This is a genomic window from Leptospira chreensis, from assembly GCF_016919165.1.
GTDB lineage: Bacteria > Spirochaetota > Leptospiria > Leptospirales > Leptospiraceae > Leptospira_A > Leptospira_A chreensis.
The window spans coordinates 1-24,968 of sequence record NZ_JAFFPS010000065.1; the positions used below are offsets into that span (position 1 = coordinate 1).

Consider the following 24,968-nt stretch of genomic DNA (forward strand, 5'->3'; position numbering starts at 1 on the left):
TCTGGCCATACTTGGCAAAATACAAATACAGACTTAGCTTCGGTGTTTTCTTGTCCATATTTGTTTCCATTTTTAATGGAGCTTCCCTCACGTCCCTCATTCCTATTTTTGATTCTCTTGGAACCGGCGAAAATTACAAGTTCCAAATTGCTCTGACAAAAAAAGACCAGGCTTTACTTTCCGATTATAAAAAACCCGACCAACTCGAAGGACTGAAATACTGGGAATGGCAATTCGCAAGTCTCAAACAAAATACAAACGAAGAGCTGGCGGATAAAAAACCCGACGACTTAGTATATTTATTTTGCCTCATCATCCTTCCCATCTATTTTTTAAAACTCATTTGTCTTGCAGGCACTGTCTACTTTGTCAACTCAGCCGGCCTTCTTGCAGTCAGTGATCTCAGGCAGGCACTCTATAAAAAACTCCAGGTGTTACCGTTAAACGAGTTCTACCGCGAAAAGACTGGGGTTCTAATGAGCCGTGTGATTAACGATGTCGACATTGTGGGGAAAGTTGTTTCTAACGATTTAAAAGATGCCATTAACGATTTTTTTTATATCGTAACTCATTTAATCATCTTACTTGTATTAAGTTGGAAATTGTTTTTTCTATTATTCATTGTCATTCCCTTAATTGTGGGACCGGTGAGCACATTTGCCGATAGAATTCGGCGGACCACGAAAAACCAACAAGAACAATTGTCAGAATTGAATGGGGATCTCCAAGAAGTCATTTCTGGGATTCGTGTCATCCGAGCATTTTCCATGGAAGACAAAGAAGCCGATCGATTTTTCAAAGTAAACCAAAACCTTTCTGATAAAACCTTTAAAACACATTTTTACCATCAAATTGGTCCCGCCTTAACAGAGTTATCTGGTTCTGTTGTCACCATGGTCTTTTTGGGAATTGGCGCTTACTTATTAGAAGACGCTAGTTTTTCTAAAGGGATGTTCATTGCTTTCTTTTTAACTTTGATTTTTCTAATGCGTCCCTTAAAACAAATGAGTATCCTTGTGAATTTGATCCAAGCATCTGTGATTGCGAGTGATCGAGTCTTTGAAATTTTAGGCAGAGATGTGGACATCAAAGAACCAAAATCTCCAAACCCACTCGGCCAACTTTCAAAGGCCATTGAATACAAAAATGTATCTTACTTATACCCTAATACAGATTTATATGCACTTAAAAATATCAATCTAACATTACCCCTTGGCGGTACCATTGCGATCGTTGGATCTTCTGGTGCCGGTAAATCTACTTTAGTGGATCTATTACCAAGACTCATTGATCCCAGTGAAGGTGGTATTTTTTGGGACGATGTGAACGCTAAAGATTTGAGTTTGGATAATTTACGAAAACGAATCGGAGTAGTTTCTCAAAATATATTTCTCTTTAATGGTTCGGTTCGAGAAAACATCGCTTTTGGTAAACCCGATGCCTCCGAAGAAGAAATCCGTCGTGCCGCCGAAGATGCATTTGCATCCGAATTCATTGAAGCCTTTGAAGAAGGTTATGATACGATTGTGGGCGAACGCGGTGTCATGTTGTCTGGTGGGCAAAGACAAAGAATTTCCATTGCACGGACACTGCTAGCAAATCCAGAAGTATTGATTTTAGATGAAGCTACATCTGCTTTGGATACAGAATCGGAACGTCTCATCCAACAAGCGTTTGTTCGGTTGTATGAAAATAAAACTGTCATCATCATCGCTCACCGATTATCTACGGTAAAAATTGCCGATACAATTTATTATTTAGAAAATGGTGAGATTGTGGAAAGCGGAAGCCATACGGATCTACTCAAAAACCAAAACTCCAAATACAAACGACTGTATGATATGCAGTTTTCTAGTTCTACTTAATCAAAGATAAAAACTTAAGCGAGTCGACCGGTTCCGCAGTTAGGGCAAAATTTTGCATTGGGAACGGCAACAAACGAACCACAGTTAGCACAGGTCCAATTTTCATTGATTTTTGGGGATTGTAAAATCGTAGCGTTGGCAACACTTGCCTTCTTATCTTTTAATTCAATTTCAACAGAGTCCAAAGCTTCAATATAAGGAAGGGATTGGGTTTGGAATTCTTCTTCTGTTAGTTTCCCTGAATCAAAATCAGACCGAATGTCTTTTAATGAATCGAGTAGATTTCTTTTTTTCTCAGTAATGGGTTTGAGATGGGCATCCTCTTCCTTACCAAAAGGTGATTCATCCAGGCGGAACTTGTAATGAAACAACACAAAAGGTGCGATGAGAATGATTCCAAAAACCAGACAATACAGATATAAGAGAAAATCCATACGTTCAGAATTTGGACTTTTTATTTTTACGCAATCTCTTTATCTTTGGTCAAAGAAGAGAATTTGCATTTATGGCCGTGACTAACTCATTAATTGAACAAAAAATAAAAACAGCAGAAGAAGTGGCGGCACTATTGCCTAGGAATGTAACTCTCGGATGTTCCGGATTTACGCCTGCTGGATACCCAAAACTCATTCCTGTAGCCTTTGCCAAACGAATCGAAGAAGAAAAAAAGTTAGGAGAAGAATTTTCTATCAATCTATACGCGGGTGCATCGACAGGCGATGAGTTGGATGGAGTTCTTGCAAAAACAGGAGCTTTAAAATTAAGAATTCCTTACCAATCCAATTCTCACCTTCGTAATCTCATCAACCAAGGAGAAACGGATTTCATCGATATGCATTTATCTCATGTAGTCAAATACATTGAACATGGGATATTACCGAAAATTGACGCCGCTATCGTGGAAGCAATTGATGTTACCACCGATGGGAAAATTTATCTCTCTACTTCTTCTGGTATGAGTGCCACTTACATTCGTAATGCAGAATCCATCTTTATCGAGTTAACGGATACCCATCCTTTAGAGTTAAAAGGATACCATGATATTTATCTTCCCAACCATCATGAAAAAGGTCTTCCTATTAATATCATCACACCTAGTGATAGAATAGGCCTTCCATACATCCAAGTTTCTCCTGACAAAATCAAAGGCATTGTTCGTTCTAGCACCCCAGATGCAGCTACTGTTTTCAAAACTCCCGATGAAGATTGCCAAAACATTGCAGCTCATGTTTTATCTTTTATCCAACATGAAATTAAATTGGGGAGGATTCCCAAAGAATACCTTCCGTTTCAAAATGGAGTTGGTAATATTGCCAATGCTGTGCTTGCGAGTATGGCAAAAGATCCGAATTTCCATTCCATCCAAATGTATACAGAAGTGGTGCAGGATTCTGTATTCGATTTGATTGATGCCGGAAAACTAGAAATTGCTTCTACATCGGCTTTGACATTTTCGGAAAAAGGACTGAAACGATTCCATGAGAATATTGCTGAATGGAAATCTAAGTTTGTCATTCGACCACAAGAAATTTCAAACCATCCTGAAGTGATTCGTCGTATGGGACTCATTGCTATGAATACAGCCATTGAAGTTGATATTTATGGGAATGTAAATTCCACTCATGTGATGGGAACCTCCATGATGAATGGAATTGGTGGTTCTGGGGATTTTACAAGAAACTCACATCTTTCTATTTTTATGACTCCTTCTCTTGCGAAAGAGGGGAATATTTCTGCTGTGGTTCCCATGGTTTCTCATACAGATCACAATGAACATTCTACTATGATTTTTGTTACCGAACAAGGGTTAGCTGATCTTAGGGGATGTCCTCCCAAAAAAAGAGCAGAACTCATCATCAACAATTGCGCCCATCCTATTTACCGAGATAAACTTCGAGAGTATTATGAAAATGCTCTACGTGTTTCAAAAGGCAAACACACCCCGCATGATTTGGAAAAAGCACTATCATGGCATATCCAATTTTTGAAAACAGGAAGTATGAAGTGATTGCCATTATCGGATCTGGAATTACGGGACTAACTGCTGCCTGGTTGATTCGGAAATTTAAAGAGGTAACTCTTTTTGAAAAACATCCTGAAATTGGAATGGCTGCCTTTGGCGCCAAACAAATGATTGATGGAGTGGAAGTGGAATTTGATATTCCTTTTCGAACCATCAAAAGAGATTATTATCCCACACTTTTTCAAGTATATGATAAAGCGGGAATCCAAACCAGGGCTGTTGATTATTCTTTTCGCGTGGAATCCAAAGAAGAGGCGATTTTTGGATTTCGGTCTCATCAATTTCTTGGAATTCCGTTTGGTGTTCCCACAATGGATTCCTTTGGATCCTTAAAAGGGATCCAAATTTTTTCTGACCTATTGAAGTTTTATGCGAATGCAAAAGAGGATTGGAAAAAAGAAGATCCAACCATTTCAATTTTAGATTTCCTAATCAAATACAAATATTCCAAAGAGTTTATTTATGAGTTTTTACTCCCCACCTTTGCTTTGGTAAACACTTGTAAGACGGAAACAGTAGGTGCTTATCCTGCGGAAACCATTATTGGTTATCATTCCAGAGGATATTCTTATACTCCACAAGAAACGGCAAAATTTGGTACAAGAGACGTTGTCAATCGTCTCACTGCTGATTTACAAAACCTTACCTTAAATGCGGGCATCCAAAAGATTTATAAAAAATCAGGAAAAACCATCATCCAATTTGTAAATGAAGAAAGAGAATTTGAACATGTCATTCTTTCCACACAAGCAAACCAGGCGAGGGATCTCCTTGGCGATGGATTTGAATTGGAAAAAGAAATTTTAAACGAGTTTCGTTATGAATCGAGCGATGTTGTTTTGCATACAGACGATTCTTATTTTTCCAATGCTTCTTTATCTTTAGTTTTTAAAATTAGAGATGGATATGACAAACCTGAAGTAACTTTGGATTTAGGAAGGATCATTCCGGAACTGAAAGGAAAAAAAATCTTTCAAACATGGAACCCTCACAAACTCCCTAAAGAAACAGATACCTTAAAGGTAGCAAAATTTGAAAGGCCGGTGATGGATGAAAAAACAGCTAAGGCCATCCAAAGAATTGTTACCCTTCATAACAAACCCAATTGTAATCTTTGGTTGTGTGGGTCTTATTCTTTGTATGGGATTCCTCTTTTGGAAGCCGGCGCTAAATCTGCCTTACTCGTGGCCTCTAGACTACTGGGACGAAGTATGGATGATTTGATTCAAAGTTAAATACCCGTTTTTATTTTTCAAAAACATAATAATGATAAGTCAAACCCAGATGTTTGACAAACCAATCTAAAATTTTTCCAAAAGTTTTTAATGAGGTCGGTAGATTTTTCGAATAGTTGATAAACCCAACAAGGACAAAACTTGTCCAATCTATCTGTTTGATTTGTTTGAACCCAATGGATTCTAATTCGGAGATCGTTTCTTCAACGAGTTTTAGATTTCCTTTGGGTATGAGAAACGGAAGATACATCCACCAAAAATTTTTCCATTTTGAATCTGTAATTTGAAAATGAGTGAATACTAGTCTACCTCCTGTGTTTAACACTCGGTAACTTTCTTTGTAAAATGCAAAGAGGTTTTGGAAATGGTAAGAGGCATCTAAAGAAAATACATAGTCAAAGCTTGAGTCGGGTAAGGATTCCATCACTTCCCAACTTCCTTTGAGAAAAGGATCAATTGTTGTATGAGTAGATACAAACAATTGTTCTGCAAAATCTGATTGTTCTCCAGGAAGGTTGATGGCAGAAAGAAGAGTTGGATGGTAGTTTTCTTTCCAATACAATAAACTACCACCAAGGCCGGAACCTACTTCGAGAATCTTGGATTTTTGCCTTAATTGGCAACTCTTGGCAAATTCCGATACAAATCGGATCCCCGCTGTATCATAAGAACTCTCTCTATCCCAGTATCCAAAATTGGAAACATAGTAGGGTGGTGTTTGCGGGAGAAGGAAGGCGGGAGATTGGGAAAAGGGAAAAGGAGTCATTTTTTACTTGATGGATTCTTATACCCTGCCGGGTATGTAGTATGAGTCTTTCGGAAAACCAAACCAAACTGATCCACCGTATCAATCGAATCCAGGGACAGCTGGAAGCAATCAAGAATACGATTACAAAAGAAGAAAAAGACTGCGAGAAGGCAATTCTTCTCTTAAAAGCAGCTCACCAAGCCATGAAAAAATTTGGCGAAGCCTACATTCATGAGTATATGGACAATTGTTTTAAAGAAAAGAAATCTACCCAAAACATCGAAGCCGATGTAAAAAAAGCCATTACCGCTGCATTCTCTCTCTAAACTTACAAATCCCCTTTTTTAAAAAGCCATAAAATGATTGCCACATATACCCCCACAGGTATATGTGGTTTTGTAGTCTATATACTATAGGGGGTATGGTAATGTTTCTGGCTTCAACAAAAACCTGGTATTTGGAACGAGTGGTTTATTTCGTAGCTGGCCTATTTAGTTTAGTCGGAGTTTCACTTGGGACCTTTGTTTCACCTTGGTGGTATCTTTTGAACTTACTTGTGGGTGTGAACTTGGTTGTTTTTGCAACCATAGGTTTTTGTCCTATGGCAATTCTTTTGAATAAATTTGGTTTTGAACCCAAGGTTAAGGATTAAGAATATGAAACGACTCATTAGCATTCTGCTTTTGGTCGGTCCGATGGTCCTCTTTGCAGAGGCCGTCGGATTTGATAACTTATGGAAACAAATCGAAGAAAATTCATCCGCTAGAAAATCCAAATATTTAGAATGGAAAGCAGGCGAAATTGCAAAAGATCGTTCCAACAAACATTGGTTACCTAGAGTTTACACAGACTTAAGAACTTTTCAAACGAATGATCCCACTCTTAATTTTATGGGTAAACTAAGCCAAAGAAGTGCCACTGATTCTGATTTTTCTACCGCATCCACAAGATACCGGCCTGGAAACTTTTTAGATTCGAATAACCAACCTTACTCCACGTTGAACTCGGACACAATGAATCTATTTGCAAAAGATACACTCAACAATCCTGGAAGTCATACCTATTCTCGTGGAACTCTTGGTATGGATTTACCACTTTTTGAAGGTGGTTCAGGAAAGGCACTTGCGGCAATGAGTGAAAAAAGATCCGTGGGTTTGAAGTTTGAATGGCTTGCTGTTCGTGATAGAGAATTTGCACAATCAGGATTTTATTATAGAGCCATCCAAACATTGAACGAATACAAACGTAGGTTGGAACAAATTAGAAAAATTGAATCTAAATTTCAATCCAACTACTTGTTAAGAAACAAAGGAAATCCAGTAGGTTATGCTGGTTATTTGGCATTAAAATCCATTAAAAATCAAATCGCAGTCCTAGAAAATCAATCGGATTTGCAAGTCAGTGATTACAAAGAAACTTTATATGTTCTATCAGACATCCCTCCTTCTGATTTAGAAGTGATCGAATCCGATTTGAATCTCTTTTTAGATACTCATTTCAAACGGCCTACGGTTTATGAAAGATCGAATCAAATGAATGCCCAAATCAAATATGCCGAAGGGGAAAAACTCAAAACAGATTTGGAAATGGCTAAGTTTTTACCAAAGGTAGGAGCATATTCCGAAGCTTACGGGTATCAGGGGAGCCGCAACACAGCGAATGCCTACCAAGCGGGTGTGTATTTACAAATGAATCTTTATAATCCTAGAGACATGGGAGTTGTGGAAGAATCCAAACTCAATGCCGAAGCTGCATTAAAAAAAATACAAGAGAAAACAAAAGAAGAAGAAGCACATGTTAAATCTCTTTTTCAAAAAGAAATTTCTCTTACGGAAAGTTTGGAGTTAGTAAAAGAAACTGTAAAATACCAAGACGAACAAATTTTAAATATGCAAAGGCTTTTCCAAGGTGGTGCGATCAACGCCATCCAATTTGCAGAAACGCTCAATCGATCTATAGAACTCTCTCGTGTGTTGATGGAAACAGAAATTGCTCTTTTACAAGTCAGAACAGAAACATCGTTATTTTCAAATAAGGAAGAATCAAATGAATCCATTGGAAGAAATTAGAAAAGGGTTTGCTGGAAGGCTTGCGGAGACTTTTCTGCATTCACGTCTCACTCCCGTCATTGCCGTGGCAAGTTTGGTTCTTGGTTTGTTTGCGGTCTACCTAACACCGAAAGAAGAAGAACCACAAATTTCAGTTCCTATGATTGATATCCAAATTCCGGCACCTGGATTTTCTCCAGAAGAAACGGAACGCAAAGTCACAGAGTTTGTAGAACGTGCGGTTTGGGGATTGGAAGGAGTCGAATATGTTTATTCCACAAGTAAGTGGCATGGAAGTTATATCACGGTTCGATTCAAAGTGGGAGAACCAATAGAGCCTTCACTCGTAAAGATCCACCATAAATTGATGGAAGTTAAAAATTCACTGCCACAGACCTCACTAAGTCCTATCGTTAAGTCTTATTCCATTGATGACGTTCCGTTCTTAGCTTTGAGTTTCAGCGCAGAAACAATGAATGATTATGAATTGCGCCAACTCGTTGCACCTTTGGCTCGAGAACTATCCTCGACTCCTGATTTAGCCAGCGTGCAAATATTAGGTGGATTAAAAAAAGTCGTACGCGTAAAAGTGGATCCCAGTCTTCTGAATCGCTACGGAGTTACCACCATAGAGGTAGCGATGAGTTTAAAACAAAACGATGCCCTCATCCCTGCTGGAAAAAATTGGTCCAGTGACTCTATGATGGATATCGAAGTAGGCGGTGTACTGAAAAAAACATCGGATGTCAAAAGACTTCCTGTCGCACAAAGGGGCGGACGCGTGGTTCGGATCCAAGACCTTGCCATTGTGGAAGAGGGGCCAGAAGAAAGGACACGCTCATCTGCACTGTTTGATAAATCGTTGGGAGATACAAAACGAAATGCTGTTTCCATCGTATTTGCAAAACGTAAAGGGACAAACGTTGTGAATTTATCTAAGGATCTTTTGGAAAAAGCCCATCTTTTCCAAAAAGATTTACCAAATGAAATTCGTCTCAGTGTGATCCGTGATTATGGAAGCACTGCAGAAGACAAATCCCATGAATTAATCGAACACCTTCTCATTGCGACCATTTCGGTAACCGTTCTGATAGCATTATGGATGGGTTGGCGTTCCGCCCTCGTTGTTGCCATTGCCATTCCTGTCACCCTGGCACTTACCTTAGCCATCTACTATTTTCTAGGTTATACACTGAACCGTGTGACATTGTTTGCTTTGATTTTTTCCATTGGGATCTTAGTGGATGATGCGATTGTGGTTGTAGAAAATATAGAAAGGCATTTGGAAGAGAATCCAAAACTAGGAATCATTCGTGCCACTCTTGTTGCTGTATCCGAAGTGGGAAATCCCACCATCCTTGCTACCTTTACTGTCATTGCTGCGATTCTGCCAATGGCTTTTGTACGAGGTCTGATGGGCCCGTATATGAAACCAATACCAGTGGGGGCAAGTCTTGCCATGATTCTTTCACTCATCGTTGCTTTTGTCATCACTCCTTGGGCTTCGATTCGACTTTTGAAAGAAAATCTTACTCAATCGGAGAAGGGAACCAGTGAACTTAAATTTTCCAAACTAGACCAGATTTATATTCAGTTTATGAATTGGTTACTTGGATTCAAAAAGAATGCGATCATTTTTGGTGCGGTTACCCTTGGCCTACTTGTAATTTCGATGGCCTTTGTTGGTTTTAAGTGGGTGAAAGTAAAGATGTTACCTTTTGATAACAAAGAAGAGTTTCAGGTTCTCCTTGATTACGAACCCAAAACGACCCTCGCACAAAGTATGGTTCGTTCCGAAGAATTAACAAAGGTCCTTCTAAAAAACCCGAATGTGGAGAAAATCCAAATTTTTGCTGGGGAGGCCGCTCCTTTTTCTTTCTCCGGAATGGTGAAACATTCCTTTCTTCGAAATTTAGATTCTATGAATGATTTACAAGTCATACTAAAGAATAAAAACAATCGTAAAGAATCTAGTCATGAGATTATAGAATCACTTAGATCCGATATACGAAAGTTTGGTGATCGATATGGAGTCGTTACTAAAGTTTTAGAAATTCCTCCTGGCCCACCGGTGATGGCAACCATGGTGGCGGAAGTATATGGTCCTTCCGCTTCGGTGCGAAAACAAGTGACTGAGGAAATATTCAGTGTATTTAAGGAAGAGCCAAGTGTTGTGGATTTGGATACCTCGCTTCGGAATGGTCGTCCTAAGATGGTGTATCCGATCGATTTTGAAAAATCGGGACTTTTTGGAATCAAAACTTCTGCTTTAGCTTCGACAGGTTTCATTCTTTTCTCGGAGTCTCCACTGGTTAGTTTAGCCACGGCAGAAGAACCAGAAGAAGTATCCGTGAATCTTTCTATGATCCAAAGTGCTCGCGGTTCGAAAAATCCTTTTCAAAACCAAAATATAATGTCCATTGAGTCCGGAGTCGTTTCCTCAGAAAGAGTATTAGCAAAACCTTATCTCGAAGAAGATAGGGCACTGTATCGAAAAAATTTAAAACCGGTCAACTATGTGATGAGCGAACTTTCTGGTGCCGAGGAAGCTCCTGTTTATGGAATGTTGAAAATAGCACCAAAAATCAAATACCAAACACAAACCGCAGATGTTCCTTGGAACACCAGAGAACCAGTCATCAAGTGGGATGGGGAATGGTTTATCACCTATGAAGTGTTCCGCGATCTTGGGGGAGCCTTTGCAGTTGTGATTTTACTGATTTATGTTTTGGTATTGGGTTGGTTTAAAAGTTACACCGTTCCACTTGTCATCATGGCACCCATTCCTATATCCCTAATTGGAATTTTGCCAGGCCACTTTGTGATGGGTGCGTATTTTACTGCCACTTCTATGATTGGGTTTATCGCTGGGGCTGGGATCATTGTGCGAAACTCGATCATTCTTGTCGATTTTATCGAAGAAGAAATCAGGAAAGGAGTTCCTCTGAAAGAAGCGGTAGTCCATGCAGGAGTGGTTCGGTTTCGACCTATGTTACTCACTGCTTCTGCTGTAGTAGTAGGATCTTTTGTGATGTTATTTGATCCAATTTTCCAAGGACTTGCCATCTCACTGATGTTTGGTGAAATTGCTGCCACCATTCTTAGCCGGTTTGCCGTTCCCGTTTTGTATTATTGGTTTATCGGGAAATCAAGACAAGGTGCCATCAAACATGGCTAAAAAAATTTGGTTTTGCAATTGAATGTAAAATTGAAGCTCAAAATAAAAAAGGCTGAAATTACTTTCAGCCTTTAAGTCAAATACCCTTTGGTAAAGAACCAAGGATATTATATCAGACAAAAAATCGAATTAACGAGTTCCCTCGTTTTTGATTTCACTATGGTTCTTATACAATCCAGTTGCTGTTAAAGAAGGTGCTCTAACATGACCTGTGTATTGTGTATAAGTAGTGCTACCACTCACAATAGAAGATTGGCATTTGTCGAGTCCACCAGCACGGTTGTATCCGCATGATGAATGGTAGGCAACTGCATAGTCATCTTCTCCTGGAAGGATCACAGACGGTCCAAATGCACCTTTATAACCAGGTACATGGTTGATCTGAACTCCACCAGTATTGTTGTGATTGAATGCCCCACGCGCTGTAGATACGATGAGAGATTTGTCCATCGCATTTCCGGCAAATCCAAACGTTGCGCCGTTCAGTGCAGAAGCAAGTTCCGATCCACCAGAAGCCGCAGCAAGAGCTGTTACTTTAGTTAGATTGAATCCTTTTGCTGATGCGGTAGAACCAAGGTTAGACAACCAAAATTCAATCGCATAACATCCTGCTGAGTGACAAACGATTTTGCAAGAGTTAGACCCTTTGCAATAGTTCGTAAGTCCAGTCGCAATATTTGTTTGTGCACGAGCTGATCCGAAAGTTCTAGGATCTGAAGTTCCATCGTATCCGATGAAAATTTTTGATCCAGAAACAGAACTAGTGGAAGATCCCCAATACGAGTTTACGTCTGTCGTTCCCACTCCGTTGTGGTTTTTGTCTGATTTTCCGTGAATGAACACGGTGTATGTTTGTGCACTGAGCGACCCCGCAAAAAGCATCGCAAGCACAGTGATTATGGTTCTTCGCATTTTTTTTCCCTTTCCTGGTTTTCTATAATACGACACAAATTACATAAATAAGTCAAATATGTCAAATTTTATATGATTGGGGCAAAAAAAAGACCAACCTTTTTTGGTTGGCCTTTTCCTTTCTCTTTTTTAAGAGAAAGAGGGAGGGGTCGGCGACTTACCGATATCCTTCCGTTTTGAGTTGGCTGTGGTCTAGGTAAAGTCCAGTCGCTGTTACAGAAGGAGCACGGTAGTGTCCGCTGTATTGTGTGTAAGTAACATTGGAATTGAAAGGCCAGATTCCTTCACTTTGAGTGAGAGAAGATTGGCATTTATTCAAACCACCTGCTTTGTTGTATCCGCAAGAAGAGTGGTATGCCACAGCATAGTCATCTTCTCCAGGAAGAATTGCAGATGCACCAAACATTCCTTTGTATCCAGGAACATGGTTAACAGCAACTCCCGCAGTATTGTTGTGATTGAAAGCCCCACGAGCAGTTCCTACGATCAGAGCTTTGTCCATTGCGTTTCCAGCAAATCCGAAAGTGATTCCATTCAGTGCAGAAGCAAGTTCCGATCCACCAGAAGCTGCAGCAAGAGCTGTTACTTTAGTTAGATTGAATCCTTTTGCTGATGCGGTAGAACCGAGGTTAGACAACCAATACTCGATTGCGTAACATCCTGCTGAGTGGCAAACCACTTTGCAAGTGTTCGCACCTTTGCAATAGTTTGTAAGGCCAGTGGCAATGTTTGTTTGTGCACGGGATGATCCGTAAGTTCTTGGGTCAGAAGTTCCATCGTATCCGATGAAAATTTTTGATCCAGAAACAGAACTAGTGGAAGATCCCCAGTATCCGTTTACATCTGTTGTTCCCACACCGTTGTGGTTTTTATCTGACTTACCGTGAATGAACACAGTGTAAGTTTGTGCACTGAGCGATCCTGCAAACAGCATCGCGAGTATTGTTGTGATTGAGCTACGCATCTCTTTTTTCCTTTTCCTTTCTTTAAATGATACCGTTTAAACCTATCTCCAACCTTCGGTTTTGATTTGACCGTGGTCTAGATAGAGTCCTGTAGAAGATACAGATGGTGCGCGGTAGTGACCACTGTATTGGTTGTATGTTTTGTTCGATCCAAAAGGCCAGAGACCTTCATACTGAGTGAGAGATGCTTGGCATTTATTCAAACCACCAGCACGGTTGTATCCGCAAGAAGAGTGGTAAGCGACTGCATAATCGTCTTCACCCGGAAGGATTACGGAAGCACCAAACATTCCTTTGTATCCAGGAACATGGTTAACAGCAACTCCTGCAGTGTTGTTGTGATTGAAGGCACCGCGAGCAGTAGTTACGATGAGTGACTTGTCCATCGCGTTTCCACCGAAACCAAATGTGATTCCGTTCAGAGCGTTCGCAAGCTCCGATCCACCGGAAGCCGCAGCAAGAGCTGTTACTTTAGTTAGATTAAAACCTTTTGCAGAAGCAGTGGAACCAAGGTTTGACAACCAATACTCGATGGCATAACATCCAGCCGAGTGGCAGACGATTTTGCAAGAGTTGGATCCTTTGCAGTAGTTTGTGAGTCCCGTGGAGATATTGGTTTGGGCACGAGAAGATCCGTAATTTCTAGGATCAGAAGTTCCATCGTAACCAATGAAAATTCGAGTTCCACCGACGGAGTTTACCGAAGATCCCCAGTAGCTGTTTACGTCAGTAGTTCCGACTCCGTTATGATTTTTGTCTGATTTTCCATGAATGAAGACCGTGTAAGTTTGGGCACTTAGGGATCCCGCTAAAAAAACGGCTGTTAGTGTGGCTAATATCTTTCGCATTTGGTTATCCTGTTGAAAGGTGTGTTACCTTTGTTTTATAAGTTTGGCAAAAGATTGACAAGAAATTTTTTTCCAAATTTAGACAAAATTTTAACATAATTTTGCCATTGTCAGAGATTCTCTGACAATTTCTGGTCTGAATCCTAGGATTTTGCTAGGGGGATGCGGATGGAAAAGAGGGTTTTCCCTGGTTGGCTTTCGACTTGGATGCTGCCGTTGTGGTTTTGGATGATTTTTTGGACGATGGAAAGGCCGAGTCCTGTTCCCATTCCAAGCTCCTTGGTGGTGAAAAAGGGCTCAAAAATGCGAGGGAGGATGTCTTCCGAGATTCCCTTGCCGTTGTCTTCGATGGTAATTCGGGCTTCATTCACTTCTTCCTGCAAAAAGATTCGAATTTTTCCCCCTTCCTTCGGGCAGGCTTGGATGGAATTATAGATGAGGTTTGTCCAAACTTGTACGAGTTCGTCGGCATGGCCGAGAATCACAGGATCTCCGCTCACTTTCCAATCGATTTCAATGTTTTGTTTCCAACTGGTAGAATACATAGAGAGGACGGAATCGATCCCTTCTTTGAGAGAGAGGAGTTTTTGAGATTCTTTGGGTCCAGAGTAGGAATGGTGTTTGAGGGCAAAAACAATTTTGGAAGCCCGTTCTACTGCCGTTTCGATAATCCCCAAATGGAACCCAATGACAAAGTCGTTGAGTTGGGATTGGAATACATTCCTTCCTTCTTCGGTATCAAATAGGATTTGGTATTTTTCTGGCACGGCTTCAATATTAAAGTCAAAACAAGTATCTGCTAATGAGATGGGATCGGGAATCGATGTTGATTTGAAGAAGGCGATGAGTTCTTTTTTTCTTTTGAATCGAGAGGTGACTTCGGAACGTTTTTGATTTTTAAATTCTGCGATAAATTTTTCAGCTAAAAAATCATGTTCGGATTTTTTAGGGCTCATGACATTACTTTGTCCATCTTTGATGAACTGAATGCTTCCTTTAATCGCTGCTAGCGGGTTGTTGATTTCGTGGGCAACACTCGCTGCAATTTTTCCAAGTGTTGACATCCTTTCTGCTTGTAAGAGTTGTTCTTGAGTTTCTTTTAGTTCTAAGATGGTTTGATTTAAGGATTCGGTTCGTTCTTCAATTTTTTGTTCCAATTGAAGTCTTGCATCACGAACAATGGATATCATTTCGTTAAAACTATTCGATAACTCACCAATTTCATCTCGACTGGATACCTTTACAGTAACAAACAAATCCCCGGAATGCATCCTTCGGATTCCCGCAAGTAATCGGGTTAAAGGATAAACGATACTTGTTTTATGTAAAACCGGATACAACATGAAGATGGTAAATAAGGAAAATAGAAGGGTGACAATTAACCAAACTACAGTTTGGTGTACTGTGTTTCTGTATTCGATATAAGGGATTGCAACTACGAAGTGGTGGTTCTTCGCAAAAAAATCAGAGGTCCAATAAATTCCATTGGGATCAGTTGAGAAAGACTCTAGTTTGAAAGTTTCAAAGGTAGGGGGTCTTTTTTGAATTTGTTTAATCCCTTCTTCCGTAAAATTGATTTTGTTGATTCGGAAACTTTGGTTATGAATATCAAAAACTAGGTCAGAAAGATAAACAAAAGGATAATGAGAGCCTAATTCTAGTTGAGTTTTGATGCTATGTTTTTCCCGACTCATTTCATTTTGAAAGTCGATTCGAAATCGATTAAAAAGAAAATTGGCAACAATAGAAAGTATCAAATACAAAACAGTTAAATTGAATGTCATGATTTTGAATCCAACTGTGGAAGGGATGGTTTCTTGATTGAGTGAAACTAACACAAGAATCGTCATGATGATGATTGTTAGGTTGGTGAGTAAAAATAAGAAGGTTGGTTTACTGAAGTAGTTTAGGTCCACTAAGATATCAGCAAAAGCCATTGAAAGGATTCCGAGGATCGCGAGAAGAAAACCACCTGTATTCCTTTTTTGCGCTCCCGTAAAATGAACAAATTTTGCTGCCAGAACGAGAATGGTATTTCCCAAAACCAAACACAAAACTCCGGCAACGGAAAGGATGGAAAGTTGGATGATGAGGTCAGGGGAATTTTGTTCGGGAACATAGAATTCCATTTTGGGGTCAAAACGGATCTCTCGGAAAAAAAATCCTGTCCCATTGGCAAGAATCGCAAGGGCTGCGAGGAGAATGTGGATACGAAAACTCCAATCCTTCCAACGCGGAAAACTATTTTCCTGGAAACCGAAAGCCAAGTGGGAAGCGGAAACTCCCAAAATCAAAATGACTGGGTTTTTCAAAAAAACAAAAACATAGGCGGTCCAGGGGGCAACGAACGAATTACAGATCGACCAAGCCACAGACCAGAAAAATAAACAGAACAAAGGGATGAGGAGGCCACGAAAGGTAGGAGTCAGATCGTCCTTTCGGGACATAAAATAGACAAAGGCTATCCCGCTCACCAAACAGAGCCCAAAATAGAAAAAACTATAAAGATTCAGTAAGGGAGCCAAGCAATCCAGATATCCCTGAGGTTTGACTTTAGGCAAGCATTTCGTTTTTCTCACGGATTTCTTTGGTGCGATGCACAAAATTAGGCTTGCTCGCTCAGGGGTTAGGGAAATCATGGACTTATTGTGCGATGCACAAATGAAAGCCTTTAGAAAAGAGGACCTGATGCGAAAAAGTAACCCACTCACCCAAATCCTAGGAACGAGTTTCCTCATCCTAATCTTCCTTTTGGAATCTTACGGAAAGATCAGTTCGGCCGGCCTTAGTGTTCGGAATGAATCCTCCAAAAAGAAATTGGAAGTATACATTGCAAAACACCGCCCCGGGCTTTCTTCTCGGGAACGAATGGAGCTGGTTTCTGTAATGGAAAGAGCCTCTTTGAACCTCCGGTTGCCGATCGGAAACAAAAGAGAACGTTATGATAAACTGGGATTTTTGGTAGGTCTCATCCAAACAGAATCCCAATTTCACAAACGAGCCAAGTCCCATAAGGGAGCTCTTGGCCTGATGCAAGTGATGCCAGCGACAGCCAAGTGGTTGGCTGCAAAAGAAGGAATTCCCTTTTCTTCTGAAAAAGACCTATATGATCCAGAAATCAATCTACAGATTGGTGTGTCGTATTTGAATTATTTGATAGAAAGAACGGACTCTTTGGATGCTGCTTTATTATCTTATAATGCAGGACTTGGTGGTTATAAACGATTTGGAGGCATTCCAGAGTATTCGCGATCTGTTTACAGATACTACGAAGATTGGAAATCAATGCCCGTTCCCACACAAAGTATGATTTCTGAATCGGTTGCCAGTCTTCTTTCTATTTAAATTTTACTTTACATAGTTCCAAAACCGACAAGGCTCTTATCCGTTTTATAAAACAAAAGGATGGGAGCGTATGGATTTAATTCGTAGATACGGTGTGTATCTAGCAGCTGTTATATTGGTCATTGTTGGCCTTATCTTCTTTTTAAATAAGGATAATGCGGGTTCTGATCAAGATGCTAGCGAGAAAGCCAGACAAGAAAGAATGGCGAGTAGTTCTGATCCAACGCAAAATGATGAAACGTCTGATAGTGGTTCTGATGCCTCTGGTGGAATTCCTGATGATGGCGCCACTCCTGAATACATTTTAGAAAAATATTTAGAATGGTCGGAATACCCTCCGTTTTCAAGACCTATGTCCATTTTAAATCATGATTTAGCATTCCCCTTTATCATTGAAACCTCTCCCGATTATTCCATTGATCCAAAAACGAACGAACCAACAGGTTACGTATGTTTGTTCCAACCAAAAACTTGGGCTGTCATCGGAAACAAGGACATGATGTATGTGACTTTAGAATGTCGTGATAAAGCAAGAAACCGCGTGAAGGTATCGATTGATTCTCATCAAGTATTTAAAGAATGGGAAGGCCAAAGATTTGGAGTTGTCAGTGCATCCGTGAATGATAATGGAACTGACGGTGACCAAACAAGAGGAGACAACATCTTTACTTTCTCTTGGAAACCACAAAAAGCAGATTGGGGACAGATGTCTCTTGTTGCCGAAATTACTTACGGGGCAGAGAATCTAAAAACCACTTTAACCTCTAGTTTTTTTTCAAGCCCTTCCATCCCTGCAGAGTTTAATGGAGTATTTTCTGATTCCTTACATGATGGATCTCTGATTGTCAGAGCTGTTGTGAATGTTTATAAAAAAGGGAAATACCATTTGGAGGCGAATTTAAAGGACGAAAAGAATGGAGAGTATGTCGCCTATTCCGTGTATGATGGTGATTTAGTTTCTGGTTCGAATGAAGTAGAGTTCACTTTTTATGGTAAAATCCTTCGGGATAAAGATTTAGACGGTCCTTATCTCGCGACATCCTTCCGAGGCCACCGTGTAAATTTACCAATTGATCCCGAATGGTTCAATCAAGGTGCAGAAGGGCTTCGTAAAATCCAAGCTGCCAAAACAACGGAACCCGACCGCGAACTTGTCATTCCTTATAAGGATGAATATAAAACCAAATATTATAAAGTGGAATCCTTCTCGAATGCAGCTTGGGATTCGGCAGACAAACAAAATCGCATTCGTCAAATTAAATCGTTGCAGTAACCTATGTTAGAAAAAGCAAAACACTTCACAAGAAAGAGACCTTTTTTAAGTCTCTTTCTTCTTTTGATTCTCACCCTTCCTGTAGCCTTACATTTTTTGTTTTGGGGACTTGTATCCATAAAAGCTCCCAACTACCAAGGAGAGATTGTTTCTGACAAACTCACATCCAAGGTAACTGTGATCCGAGACGATGCAGGGATTCCACATATTGTAGCCGGTGATGCCAAGTCCGCCTATTTTGCGTTAGGTTATACGATGGCCCAGGATCGGATTTTCCAAATGGAATTACAAAGACGAATCGGGAAAGGAGAACTCACCGAAATTTTTGGTGAAAAACTCATCCCTACCGATCAGTTTTTAAAATCTCTTCTTTTGAAAAAAACAGCAGAGGAGTATGCCAACCAAAAAGATCATATCCATCCGGATGCTTGGAACCAATTGGATTGGTTTTTGGATGGGGTGAATCATTTCCTTTCTGAAGACAATTTACCAATCGAATATACAATTCTTGGAATCAAACCCAAACCGTTTGATCGAGTCGATGCCATTTCCTTCCTATTTTATATGGGTTTTTCCTTTGCGGAAGGAATCAAATCGGACAGTTTGTACAGCATTTTGGAATCGGAACTAAAGGGTCGTTCTGCAAGCGAACTGTTCCCAAGGTATGACTTTGAAAAAAATGCCACCATTTTAGAAGCACAACCGGGTGTTCAAAAGTTAGCAGATGCTAAGGATATTAAAGATTTTAAAAAATTATATCCTGCCCAAAAACAAATTCAAGAACATCGGGCGTATTCAAAAAAACAAAACCTTTCCCATGGATCTGATGTCACCAATTTAAAACAGTTGGTATCCTTTGTGGGAGCACTCCAATTGCCGATTGAACCTTTGGAGGGAAGTAACTCTTGGCTTGTGGCCCCGAGTCGATCCGAAAGTGGCGGAGCCGTTCTTGCCAATGACCCGCACATTGCCCTTTCGAATCCTGGTGCTTGGTATGAAGCTTATATTGAATACCCAGGATATGAAAACTACGGATACTTTTTATCCATCATTCCTTTTCCTCTCATTGCACATAACAGAGATAAGGCATGGGGACTGACCATGTTGGAACAAGACGATGTGAATTTGTATTTGGAAACCATCGATGGCGGGAAATTTCAAAGTGGAAGTGGTTGGAAGGATCTAACATATTACCGGGATGTGATCCGAAAAAAAGATGGAACAGAAATTCCGTTTGAAGTGGGAATCACAAACCATGGTCCACTCATCACAGAACATATCAAAGGATACAAAGGTCGTCCGGTAAGTTTGTATTGGGCTCACCACCATTTACAAAACCCACTTCTGGATGTTCTTTTTCAAATGGGAAAATCCAAATCATTCACAGAACTTGATTCGGCATCTTCTATGATTGGTGCCCCTGGACTTAATTTTAGTTATGCGGACAAAAGTGGGAACATTGCCTACTATGCAGTCGGACGTTTCCCAATTCTAAAATCAGGAAATCCACGTAAAATTTTGGAAGGTTCTACGGGAGCAAACGATGTGATTGGTTATGTTCCGGTAAGGAACAATCCAAAAATCATCAATCCTAAAAATGGAATCATTGTGACTGCCAATAACCAAGTGACAAATAAGGCTTTGCCAGGACTTGGAAAACCGGAAGGGAACTGGCAACCACCGGATCGTTTTCAAAGGTTAGTGGGGATTTTAGAAACCAAAGAAAAGTGGAGTTTGGAAGAACTCGCGGCCATCCAAAACGATACCGTATCTTCTTTTGCCCCAGAGTATTTGGATCTTGTTTTATCCACTGTTAAGGATGCAAAAACACCCAATGGAAAAAAAGTATTGGGGATTTTAAAAACTTGGAACTTTGAACATTTTCCCGAATCACAAGGGGCTGCGGTTTACGACGTTTTCTTTTTTATCACTCTTCGTGAGTTATTGATAGATGAATTAGGTCCCACCAACTTTGAGTTATACGGAGATATGGCTGAATATTGGACAGCATTTCGTCACTTTGTGCGTAATCCTGACTCGAATTTTTGGGATGACCTCCGAACAGAGGGAGTGATCGAAACCAGAGAAGACATATTCAAACGTTCCGTTGAGGAAACAGGAAGGTATTTAGAAAAACATCTATCTGCTTCCCCGAGCCTTTGGACTTGGAAAAATCTGTATAAAATCAAACACCCGCATCCACTCGGCGTATTGCCAGTGATAGGTGGTATTTTTGATATCGGTCCCCTTCCTTCTGCAGGAGGCTCCGAGGTTGTGAACAATTTGAAATACAAACTCATGAAAGAAGATTGGACGGCTTTTGCTGGGCCTTCGAAAAGACGTGTGATTGACTATGGTCGTTTTGAAGAGTCTGTCACTCAACTTCCCATTGGAAATAGTGGAAACCTCGCAAGTCCCTTTTATGGAAACTTGGTAGACGATTATATCAATGGGGTTCATCGAAAGATCCTGTATTCGAAAGAACAAGTGGGCGAGGGTAGGTTCCGATTGGAATTTCGGCCTCGTTAAATTTCTAAATTTTCCCCGCTGCTACGGCGGGGATGTCTTTTTTCTTCTGCCCGGGATTCTATTTTTGGTCGATCCTTAAATCAGATGTTCCGTTCCTTTTTACTCAGCACATTTCTTGTAACGGCAACCTTTGCCCAGTCCTCTTCGGACCGGTTGGCTTTTGCCTTCCGTAGCCAAGCTTCTCTCGATCCATTGCGGATGATCGTTGTGGGCGAGGTAGTAGGAATTGAAAAAGCCAGTTATTATGAAGTGGATACTCTTTCCCAAGAATTAGAAGTAGATACAAGACCGGATACGGTAACGATCAAAGTGGCAGATCCCAAAGGGATTCGAGTGGGACAAACTTTGTATCTTTTGGAAAAGAACCAAGACCACAAAACATTCCGTGATGGAAACATCGTAGGGATGATTACAGTAAAGTCCGTATACCAAACTACTTTTTTTGGATGGCAGGTGCGTGGAGAAGGATACCTTCGTTTGATTGAAGATCGCCCTGTAACGGCCGCAAGACTACTCGATACCACGAAATATGATGAAGCCTTTATGGCAAAAAAACAAGGGGATCATTATTTTGCCAAAGGGCAAATGGATGAAGCCCTTCGAATGTATAAACATTCGGTTTCTCTGGACCAAGGGTCACCTGATTCTCATTATGCGCTTGGAAAAGCCCATTGGAAAGATGGAGAAGGTTATGTATCCACTGCTTTCGAATATTCTATGGCTTGGAAAAATAGGGAACGATTTTCTAATGCCCAGGAACGGTTATTATTCCTCGTCGATTATTTACGATTTTTGACTTTCTATTTTAAAGTAGAAGGGAAAGAAAATAAAAAACAATTGGATCTCATGCCACAAGTGGCTAAAGAAGCCCGTAACTTATATCCCAAAAACTATGAAGTTTGGTTGTATAGTTTTGAAACCTCTTACTTAAATCTACTCCATGCGAACATGGCGGAAACTGGTGTGGATGGTCGTAAAAAACGAGAAGAGTGGGCAGAACGTTCGGAAGAATATTTAAAGAAAGCATATTCTTTAAGAAAGTCCGATTATTACCTGCATAAACTTGCTTGTGAGTTTTATCATTTAAAATGGAAAGAAACTCGCGGTTCTACCAAAGAAGCAGAATACAGAGACAAACTTGTGGAACATGGAAAGTTGTTACGCCTCTACTACACAGGGGAAACTACTTTGTCGGAAGATCTTTTGAATGCAATTCGTTTGGCAGAAAAACAATCCGGATCATTCTGAAAGGATTTTCATACTCTTTTCGAATAGATAAGATTCTAAATACAACATATCATCTGGGGCTGAACTGAAATAGTTTACCCCTAGGTGGTAATGATCTCCCCGATCCAAAAATCGAATAATTTCTCCACGAATGATCATGGTCCGATCCTTACTCAATGGAATAAACATTTTGATGATATTGTGTCGTTTTAAATATTGAAACAGGCGTTTGTCGTAAATCTCAAACAAAAGTCCATCGAGTGATATATCCACAACCTTGGTTGTGGATTGCATGGTTTCGTAACTTCCATGTTGGATGGCAATTTTTGTGAATACATAACTAATGATCTCAGCTAACTCAAAAATATAAACCGCTTGGTTTTGGGATATGGTGAATCTCTCCATAGCCGTTGAATATACTTTGATGTATCCCACTACATCTTCATACAAACGAATCGGTGTAATGATATACGATACGTAAAAATCGCGGGATTCGTGTTTACGCATCGATTCAAAAAATTCTAATGCAAACTCTTCTCCAAATTCTTTGGACATCTCTTTGTATTCGTTATGATAATTAAAAAGAACCTCGTCACCGGGATCATTGATATAGGAAGTAATTCGGTTACAATCAGGAATATAAATGGATTTGGCAGTTCTAAGAACTGTTTTTTTGACAAAGTCATCATATTCACTTAGTTTTTCGTCAGTTTGGAAAAACCGAATTTCATAATCTTTCGAAATCCGTTCGATGGCTTCGGTTAACATTACATTGATGAGTTTACTATCCGGCCGATCCTTTCGTACTTCTTTCATTAGGTGAGGGAATCGACTTTCCGCATAAAGGTTTTTCCCTACCTCTCGAGATCCACCGGTCAAACTTCGGAATAGAATGATAAAGTTCATGAACAAATCGTCCACCGGAATCCGTTTGTTTGTACGTAATTGGTAGGACTGTAACTCGGTGGGAGTTTTGATGACCGTTCGTTCTTTTTGGATGTCGAGGATCACTACCTCAAATTGGTAGTTGATGTTCATGACTTCAAAACGAACCCGGGCACGCCTCGATCCTTCTTCTACCAAATCCGGTATCATTAAAGTCACTGTATGAGATTCAATTTCTTCGACAGCGGCAACTAGAGTATGTTCTTCATAGATAAATTCAAATTCTCTGTTATCTGCCTTGAGGTAGTAAAAGAGGTGTTTTACAATATTTACGTCAGAGCCTATGATGGTTTCCTCAAATAACGATTCTAAGATCGTTATGAGTTCCTGCATCGAATCTGTTCTGCCGATTGCCATACTAAAATTATCGATTTCTTAGGGGTGAAAATCGATTTTCCGAGAAGGAAAATGTGCAAGGAAACGACAGAATTCGCCGAAATGGGAAGTATATGGAACTAACTCTCCCAAAACATGTAAATCCTGAACTTATGCCGATGATCCGCCAAGGACTTCTCAGTCCGGAGAAATTAGCCGTCCTGACTGAATTGCATAGCATTGTGGAACGGTTTGCTGGTTCCTTATATACCGATGAAGAGGCCCAAAAGAAAATTTTGGAAAGAACCGGTTCTATCCCAGACCTCATCACTTGGGGTGACTACTTCCAAACAGAAGTCGCATCACGTTATTTTTTAGAGTCCGAAGATTCACTGAAGAGAATTGTGGATACCATTCGTTTTGATTTGATCTCTGCTCATTTGATTTTTAGTGGAAAGCCGGATCATTACAAAGATAAAATCAGAGCCGAGGTTCTTGTGAGTAAGGGGATCGATGCATCCCTTCCCAATCAAAATTTAGAAACCCAACACCTAGAGATTTTACTCAACTACTTTGAAAATATGGAGATCGGGAACAAACCTTTATCTTTACAAGATAAAGCCTGGTACGAATCCTTTCAGATAGATGAAATCGCGATTTGAATCCAAAGAGTATGAATTCCTAGAAATTGAATCCCGTGAAACCGAAGATGGAAAAATTGTTTCCATCTTCTTAAACAATCCCACCTCCCGCAATTCCATGACTTGGAAAATGGGGGAAGAGTTCGCTGACCTCATTCAATCCATTAAAAAAGAAAAAGTCCTACCTCGGGCAATCATTGTCTCCGGAAGAAACGATGTGTTTTGTGCCGGTGGTGATTTGAATTTGTTAAGATCCTTTTCTGAAAAATCATTCTCGCAAAACAGACGTGATATGAGAAAATTTTATGGATTCTTTTTATCCGTTCGTAAACTTCCCGTTCCCGTCATTGCAGCCGTGAATGGCCATGCGATTGGAGCAGGGCTTTCATTAACATTCGGTTGTGATTTAAGAATTTTCGCAGAAGAGGGAAAGTATTCTTTTAATTTCGTAAGACTAGGAATTCACCCTGGTATGGGTTCTAGTTTTCTTTCTCCAGAACTACTCGGAAAGAGTTTGGGTGGAAGACTTTTACTTACTGGTGAAACCTTTGATGGTAAGTTTGCAAAAACCTGTGGACTCGCTCTTGACAGTGTTCCCAAAACAGAAGTGTATGCACGCGCTATGGATCTTGCTTTATCTTTATCAAAAGCAGCACCGCTCGCCTTACAAGAATTAAAGAAGAATTTATATTCCTGGAAACAGCTAGATAGCGCTCTAAAAAAAGAAGCAGAATCTCAAGCGCGGAACTTTATTTCGGACGACTTTAAGGAGACGATAAAAAGTATCTTAGAAAAGCGGGAACCGAAGTTTACCGGCAAATAAAAAATTTAGAAGGTTTCTAAATTTATGACTCGACAAGGATTTTTTAAG

The 24,968-nt window shown here is 40.1% G+C and carries 20 protein-coding genes; 13 read left to right on the forward strand and 7 right to left on the reverse strand.

The window, feature by feature from the left end; genetic code table 11:
* Positions 1-11: 11 nt before the first annotated feature.
* On the forward strand, positions 12-1,865 hold the full coding sequence (locus JWG41_RS17655) for an ABC transporter ATP-binding protein (protein WP_205271173.1): 1,854 nt from the start codon (positions 12-14) through the stop codon (positions 1,863-1,865).
* Positions 1,866-1,879: 14 nt separating this feature from the next.
* Here the strand turns inward: JWG41_RS17655 and JWG41_RS17660 are convergent, their stop codons facing one another.
* Positions 1,880-2,299, reverse strand: a complete 420-nt coding sequence (locus JWG41_RS17660) for a zinc ribbon domain-containing protein (protein WP_205271134.1) — start codon at positions 2,297-2,299, stop codon at positions 1,880-1,882.
* A 71-nt stretch (positions 2,300-2,370) separates the two neighbouring features.
* On the opposite strand from JWG41_RS17660, the gene JWG41_RS17665 reads away from it, so the two are divergent.
* Positions 2,371-3,873 (forward strand): succinate CoA transferase, encoded by a 1,503-nt coding sequence (locus JWG41_RS17665; protein ID WP_205271135.1) that lies wholly within the window; start codon positions 2,371-2,373, stop codon positions 3,871-3,873.
* Positions 3,870-5,123, forward strand: a complete 1,254-nt coding sequence (locus tag JWG41_RS17670) for an NAD(P)-binding protein (protein WP_205271174.1) — start codon at positions 3,870-3,872, stop codon at positions 5,121-5,123. The genes JWG41_RS17665 and JWG41_RS17670 overlap by 4 nt, the downstream gene beginning before the upstream one ends.
* Positions 5,124-5,133: 10 nt before the next feature.
* Here the strand turns inward: JWG41_RS17670 and JWG41_RS17675 are convergent, their stop codons facing one another.
* Positions 5,134-5,889 carry a class I SAM-dependent methyltransferase gene (locus JWG41_RS17675; RefSeq protein ID WP_205271136.1) on the reverse strand — a complete coding sequence of 252 codons (756 nt, stop codon included), beginning with the start codon at positions 5,887-5,889 and terminating at the stop codon, positions 5,134-5,136.
* 41 nt (positions 5,890-5,930) lie between these two features.
* Between JWG41_RS17675 and JWG41_RS17680 the strand changes: the two genes are divergently transcribed.
* The 4 genes from JWG41_RS17680 (at position 5,931) to JWG41_RS17695 (ending at position 11,097) form a co-directional block, all read left to right on the forward strand.
* Positions 5,931-6,197, forward strand: coding sequence for a metal-sensitive transcriptional regulator (locus JWG41_RS17680; RefSeq protein ID WP_205271137.1), 267 nt, complete (start codon positions 5,931-5,933; stop codon positions 6,195-6,197).
* Positions 6,198-6,298: 101 nt separating this feature from the next.
* Positions 6,299-6,523 (forward strand): YgaP-like transmembrane domain, encoded by a 225-nt coding sequence (locus JWG41_RS17685; protein WP_205271138.1) that lies wholly within the window; start codon positions 6,299-6,301, stop codon positions 6,521-6,523.
* A gap of 4 nt (positions 6,524-6,527) precedes the next feature.
* Entirely contained in the window at positions 6,528-7,940 is a 1,413-nt protein-coding gene (locus JWG41_RS17690; protein ID WP_205271139.1) for a TolC family protein, read from the forward strand.
* Positions 7,918-11,097, forward strand: a complete 3,180-nt coding sequence (locus JWG41_RS17695) for an efflux RND transporter permease subunit (RefSeq protein WP_205271140.1) — start codon at positions 7,918-7,920, stop codon at positions 11,095-11,097. Before JWG41_RS17690 ends, JWG41_RS17695 begins: the two co-directional genes overlap by 23 nt.
* A gap of 129 nt (positions 11,098-11,226) precedes the next feature.
* Here the strand turns inward: JWG41_RS17695 and JWG41_RS17700 are convergent, their stop codons facing one another.
* From JWG41_RS17700 to JWG41_RS17715, 4 genes are all read right to left on the reverse strand, one after another.
* Positions 11,227-12,009, reverse strand: a complete 783-nt coding sequence (locus JWG41_RS17700; RefSeq protein WP_205271141.1) for a hypothetical protein — start codon at positions 12,007-12,009, stop codon at positions 11,227-11,229.
* Between the two features lie 157 nt (positions 12,010-12,166).
* Positions 12,167-12,973: a hypothetical protein gene (locus JWG41_RS17705; RefSeq protein WP_205271142.1), complete on the reverse strand. Its 807-nt coding sequence runs from the start codon at positions 12,971-12,973 to the stop codon at positions 12,167-12,169.
* 42 nt (positions 12,974-13,015) lie between these two features.
* Positions 13,016-13,822: a hypothetical protein gene (locus tag JWG41_RS17710; protein WP_205271143.1), complete on the reverse strand. Its 807-nt coding sequence runs from the start codon at positions 13,820-13,822 to the stop codon at positions 13,016-13,018.
* Between the two features lie 143 nt (positions 13,823-13,965).
* The gene (locus JWG41_RS17715; RefSeq protein ID WP_205271144.1) at positions 13,966-16,347 is read right to left on the reverse strand and encodes a HAMP domain-containing sensor histidine kinase; all 2,382 of its coding nucleotides are present in this window, start codon (positions 16,345-16,347) and stop codon (positions 13,966-13,968) included.
* 163 nt (positions 16,348-16,510) lie between these two features.
* Here JWG41_RS17715 and JWG41_RS17720 point away from each other — a divergent pair, with 163 nt between their 5' ends.
* The 4 genes from JWG41_RS17720 to JWG41_RS17735 all read left to right on the forward strand — a co-directional run bounded on the left by JWG41_RS17720 (position 16,511) and on the right by JWG41_RS17735 (position 22,217).
* Positions 16,511-17,167 carry a lytic transglycosylase domain-containing protein gene (locus JWG41_RS17720; protein WP_205271175.1) on the forward strand — a complete coding sequence of 219 codons (657 nt, stop codon included), beginning with the start codon at positions 16,511-16,513 and terminating at the stop codon, positions 17,165-17,167.
* A 70-nt stretch (positions 17,168-17,237) separates the two neighbouring features.
* Positions 17,238-18,440: a hypothetical protein gene (locus JWG41_RS17725; RefSeq protein WP_205271145.1), complete on the forward strand. Its 1,203-nt coding sequence runs from the start codon at positions 17,238-17,240 to the stop codon at positions 18,438-18,440.
* A 3-nt stretch (positions 18,441-18,443) separates the two neighbouring features.
* On the forward strand, positions 18,444-20,969 hold the full coding sequence (locus JWG41_RS17730; protein WP_205271146.1) for a penicillin acylase family protein: 2,526 nt from the start codon (positions 18,444-18,446) through the stop codon (positions 20,967-20,969).
* Between the two features lie 84 nt (positions 20,970-21,053).
* The gene (locus JWG41_RS17735; RefSeq protein WP_205271147.1) at positions 21,054-22,217 is read left to right on the forward strand and encodes a tetratricopeptide repeat protein; all 1,164 of its coding nucleotides are present in this window, start codon (positions 21,054-21,056) and stop codon (positions 22,215-22,217) included.
* On the opposite strand, the gene JWG41_RS17740 is transcribed toward JWG41_RS17735, so the two are convergent.
* A complete protein-coding gene (locus tag JWG41_RS17740; protein WP_205271148.1) occupies positions 22,209-23,498 on the reverse strand; it encodes a PilZ domain-containing protein in 1,290 nt (429 codons plus the stop codon). The genes JWG41_RS17735 and JWG41_RS17740 overlap by 9 nt on opposite strands.
* A gap of 92 nt (positions 23,499-23,590) precedes the next feature.
* Here JWG41_RS17740 and JWG41_RS17745 point away from each other — a divergent pair, with 92 nt between their 5' ends.
* Both JWG41_RS17745 and JWG41_RS17750 read left to right on the forward strand, forming a co-directional pair.
* On the forward strand, positions 23,591-24,118 hold the full coding sequence (locus JWG41_RS17745; RefSeq protein ID WP_205271149.1) for a hypothetical protein: 528 nt from the start codon (positions 23,591-23,593) through the stop codon (positions 24,116-24,118).
* Positions 24,102-24,920 carry an enoyl-CoA hydratase/isomerase family protein gene (locus tag JWG41_RS17750; protein ID WP_205271150.1) on the forward strand — a complete coding sequence of 273 codons (819 nt, stop codon included), beginning with the start codon at positions 24,102-24,104 and terminating at the stop codon, positions 24,918-24,920. Before JWG41_RS17745 ends, JWG41_RS17750 begins: the two co-directional genes overlap by 17 nt.
* Positions 24,921-24,968: the final 48 nt, after the last annotated feature.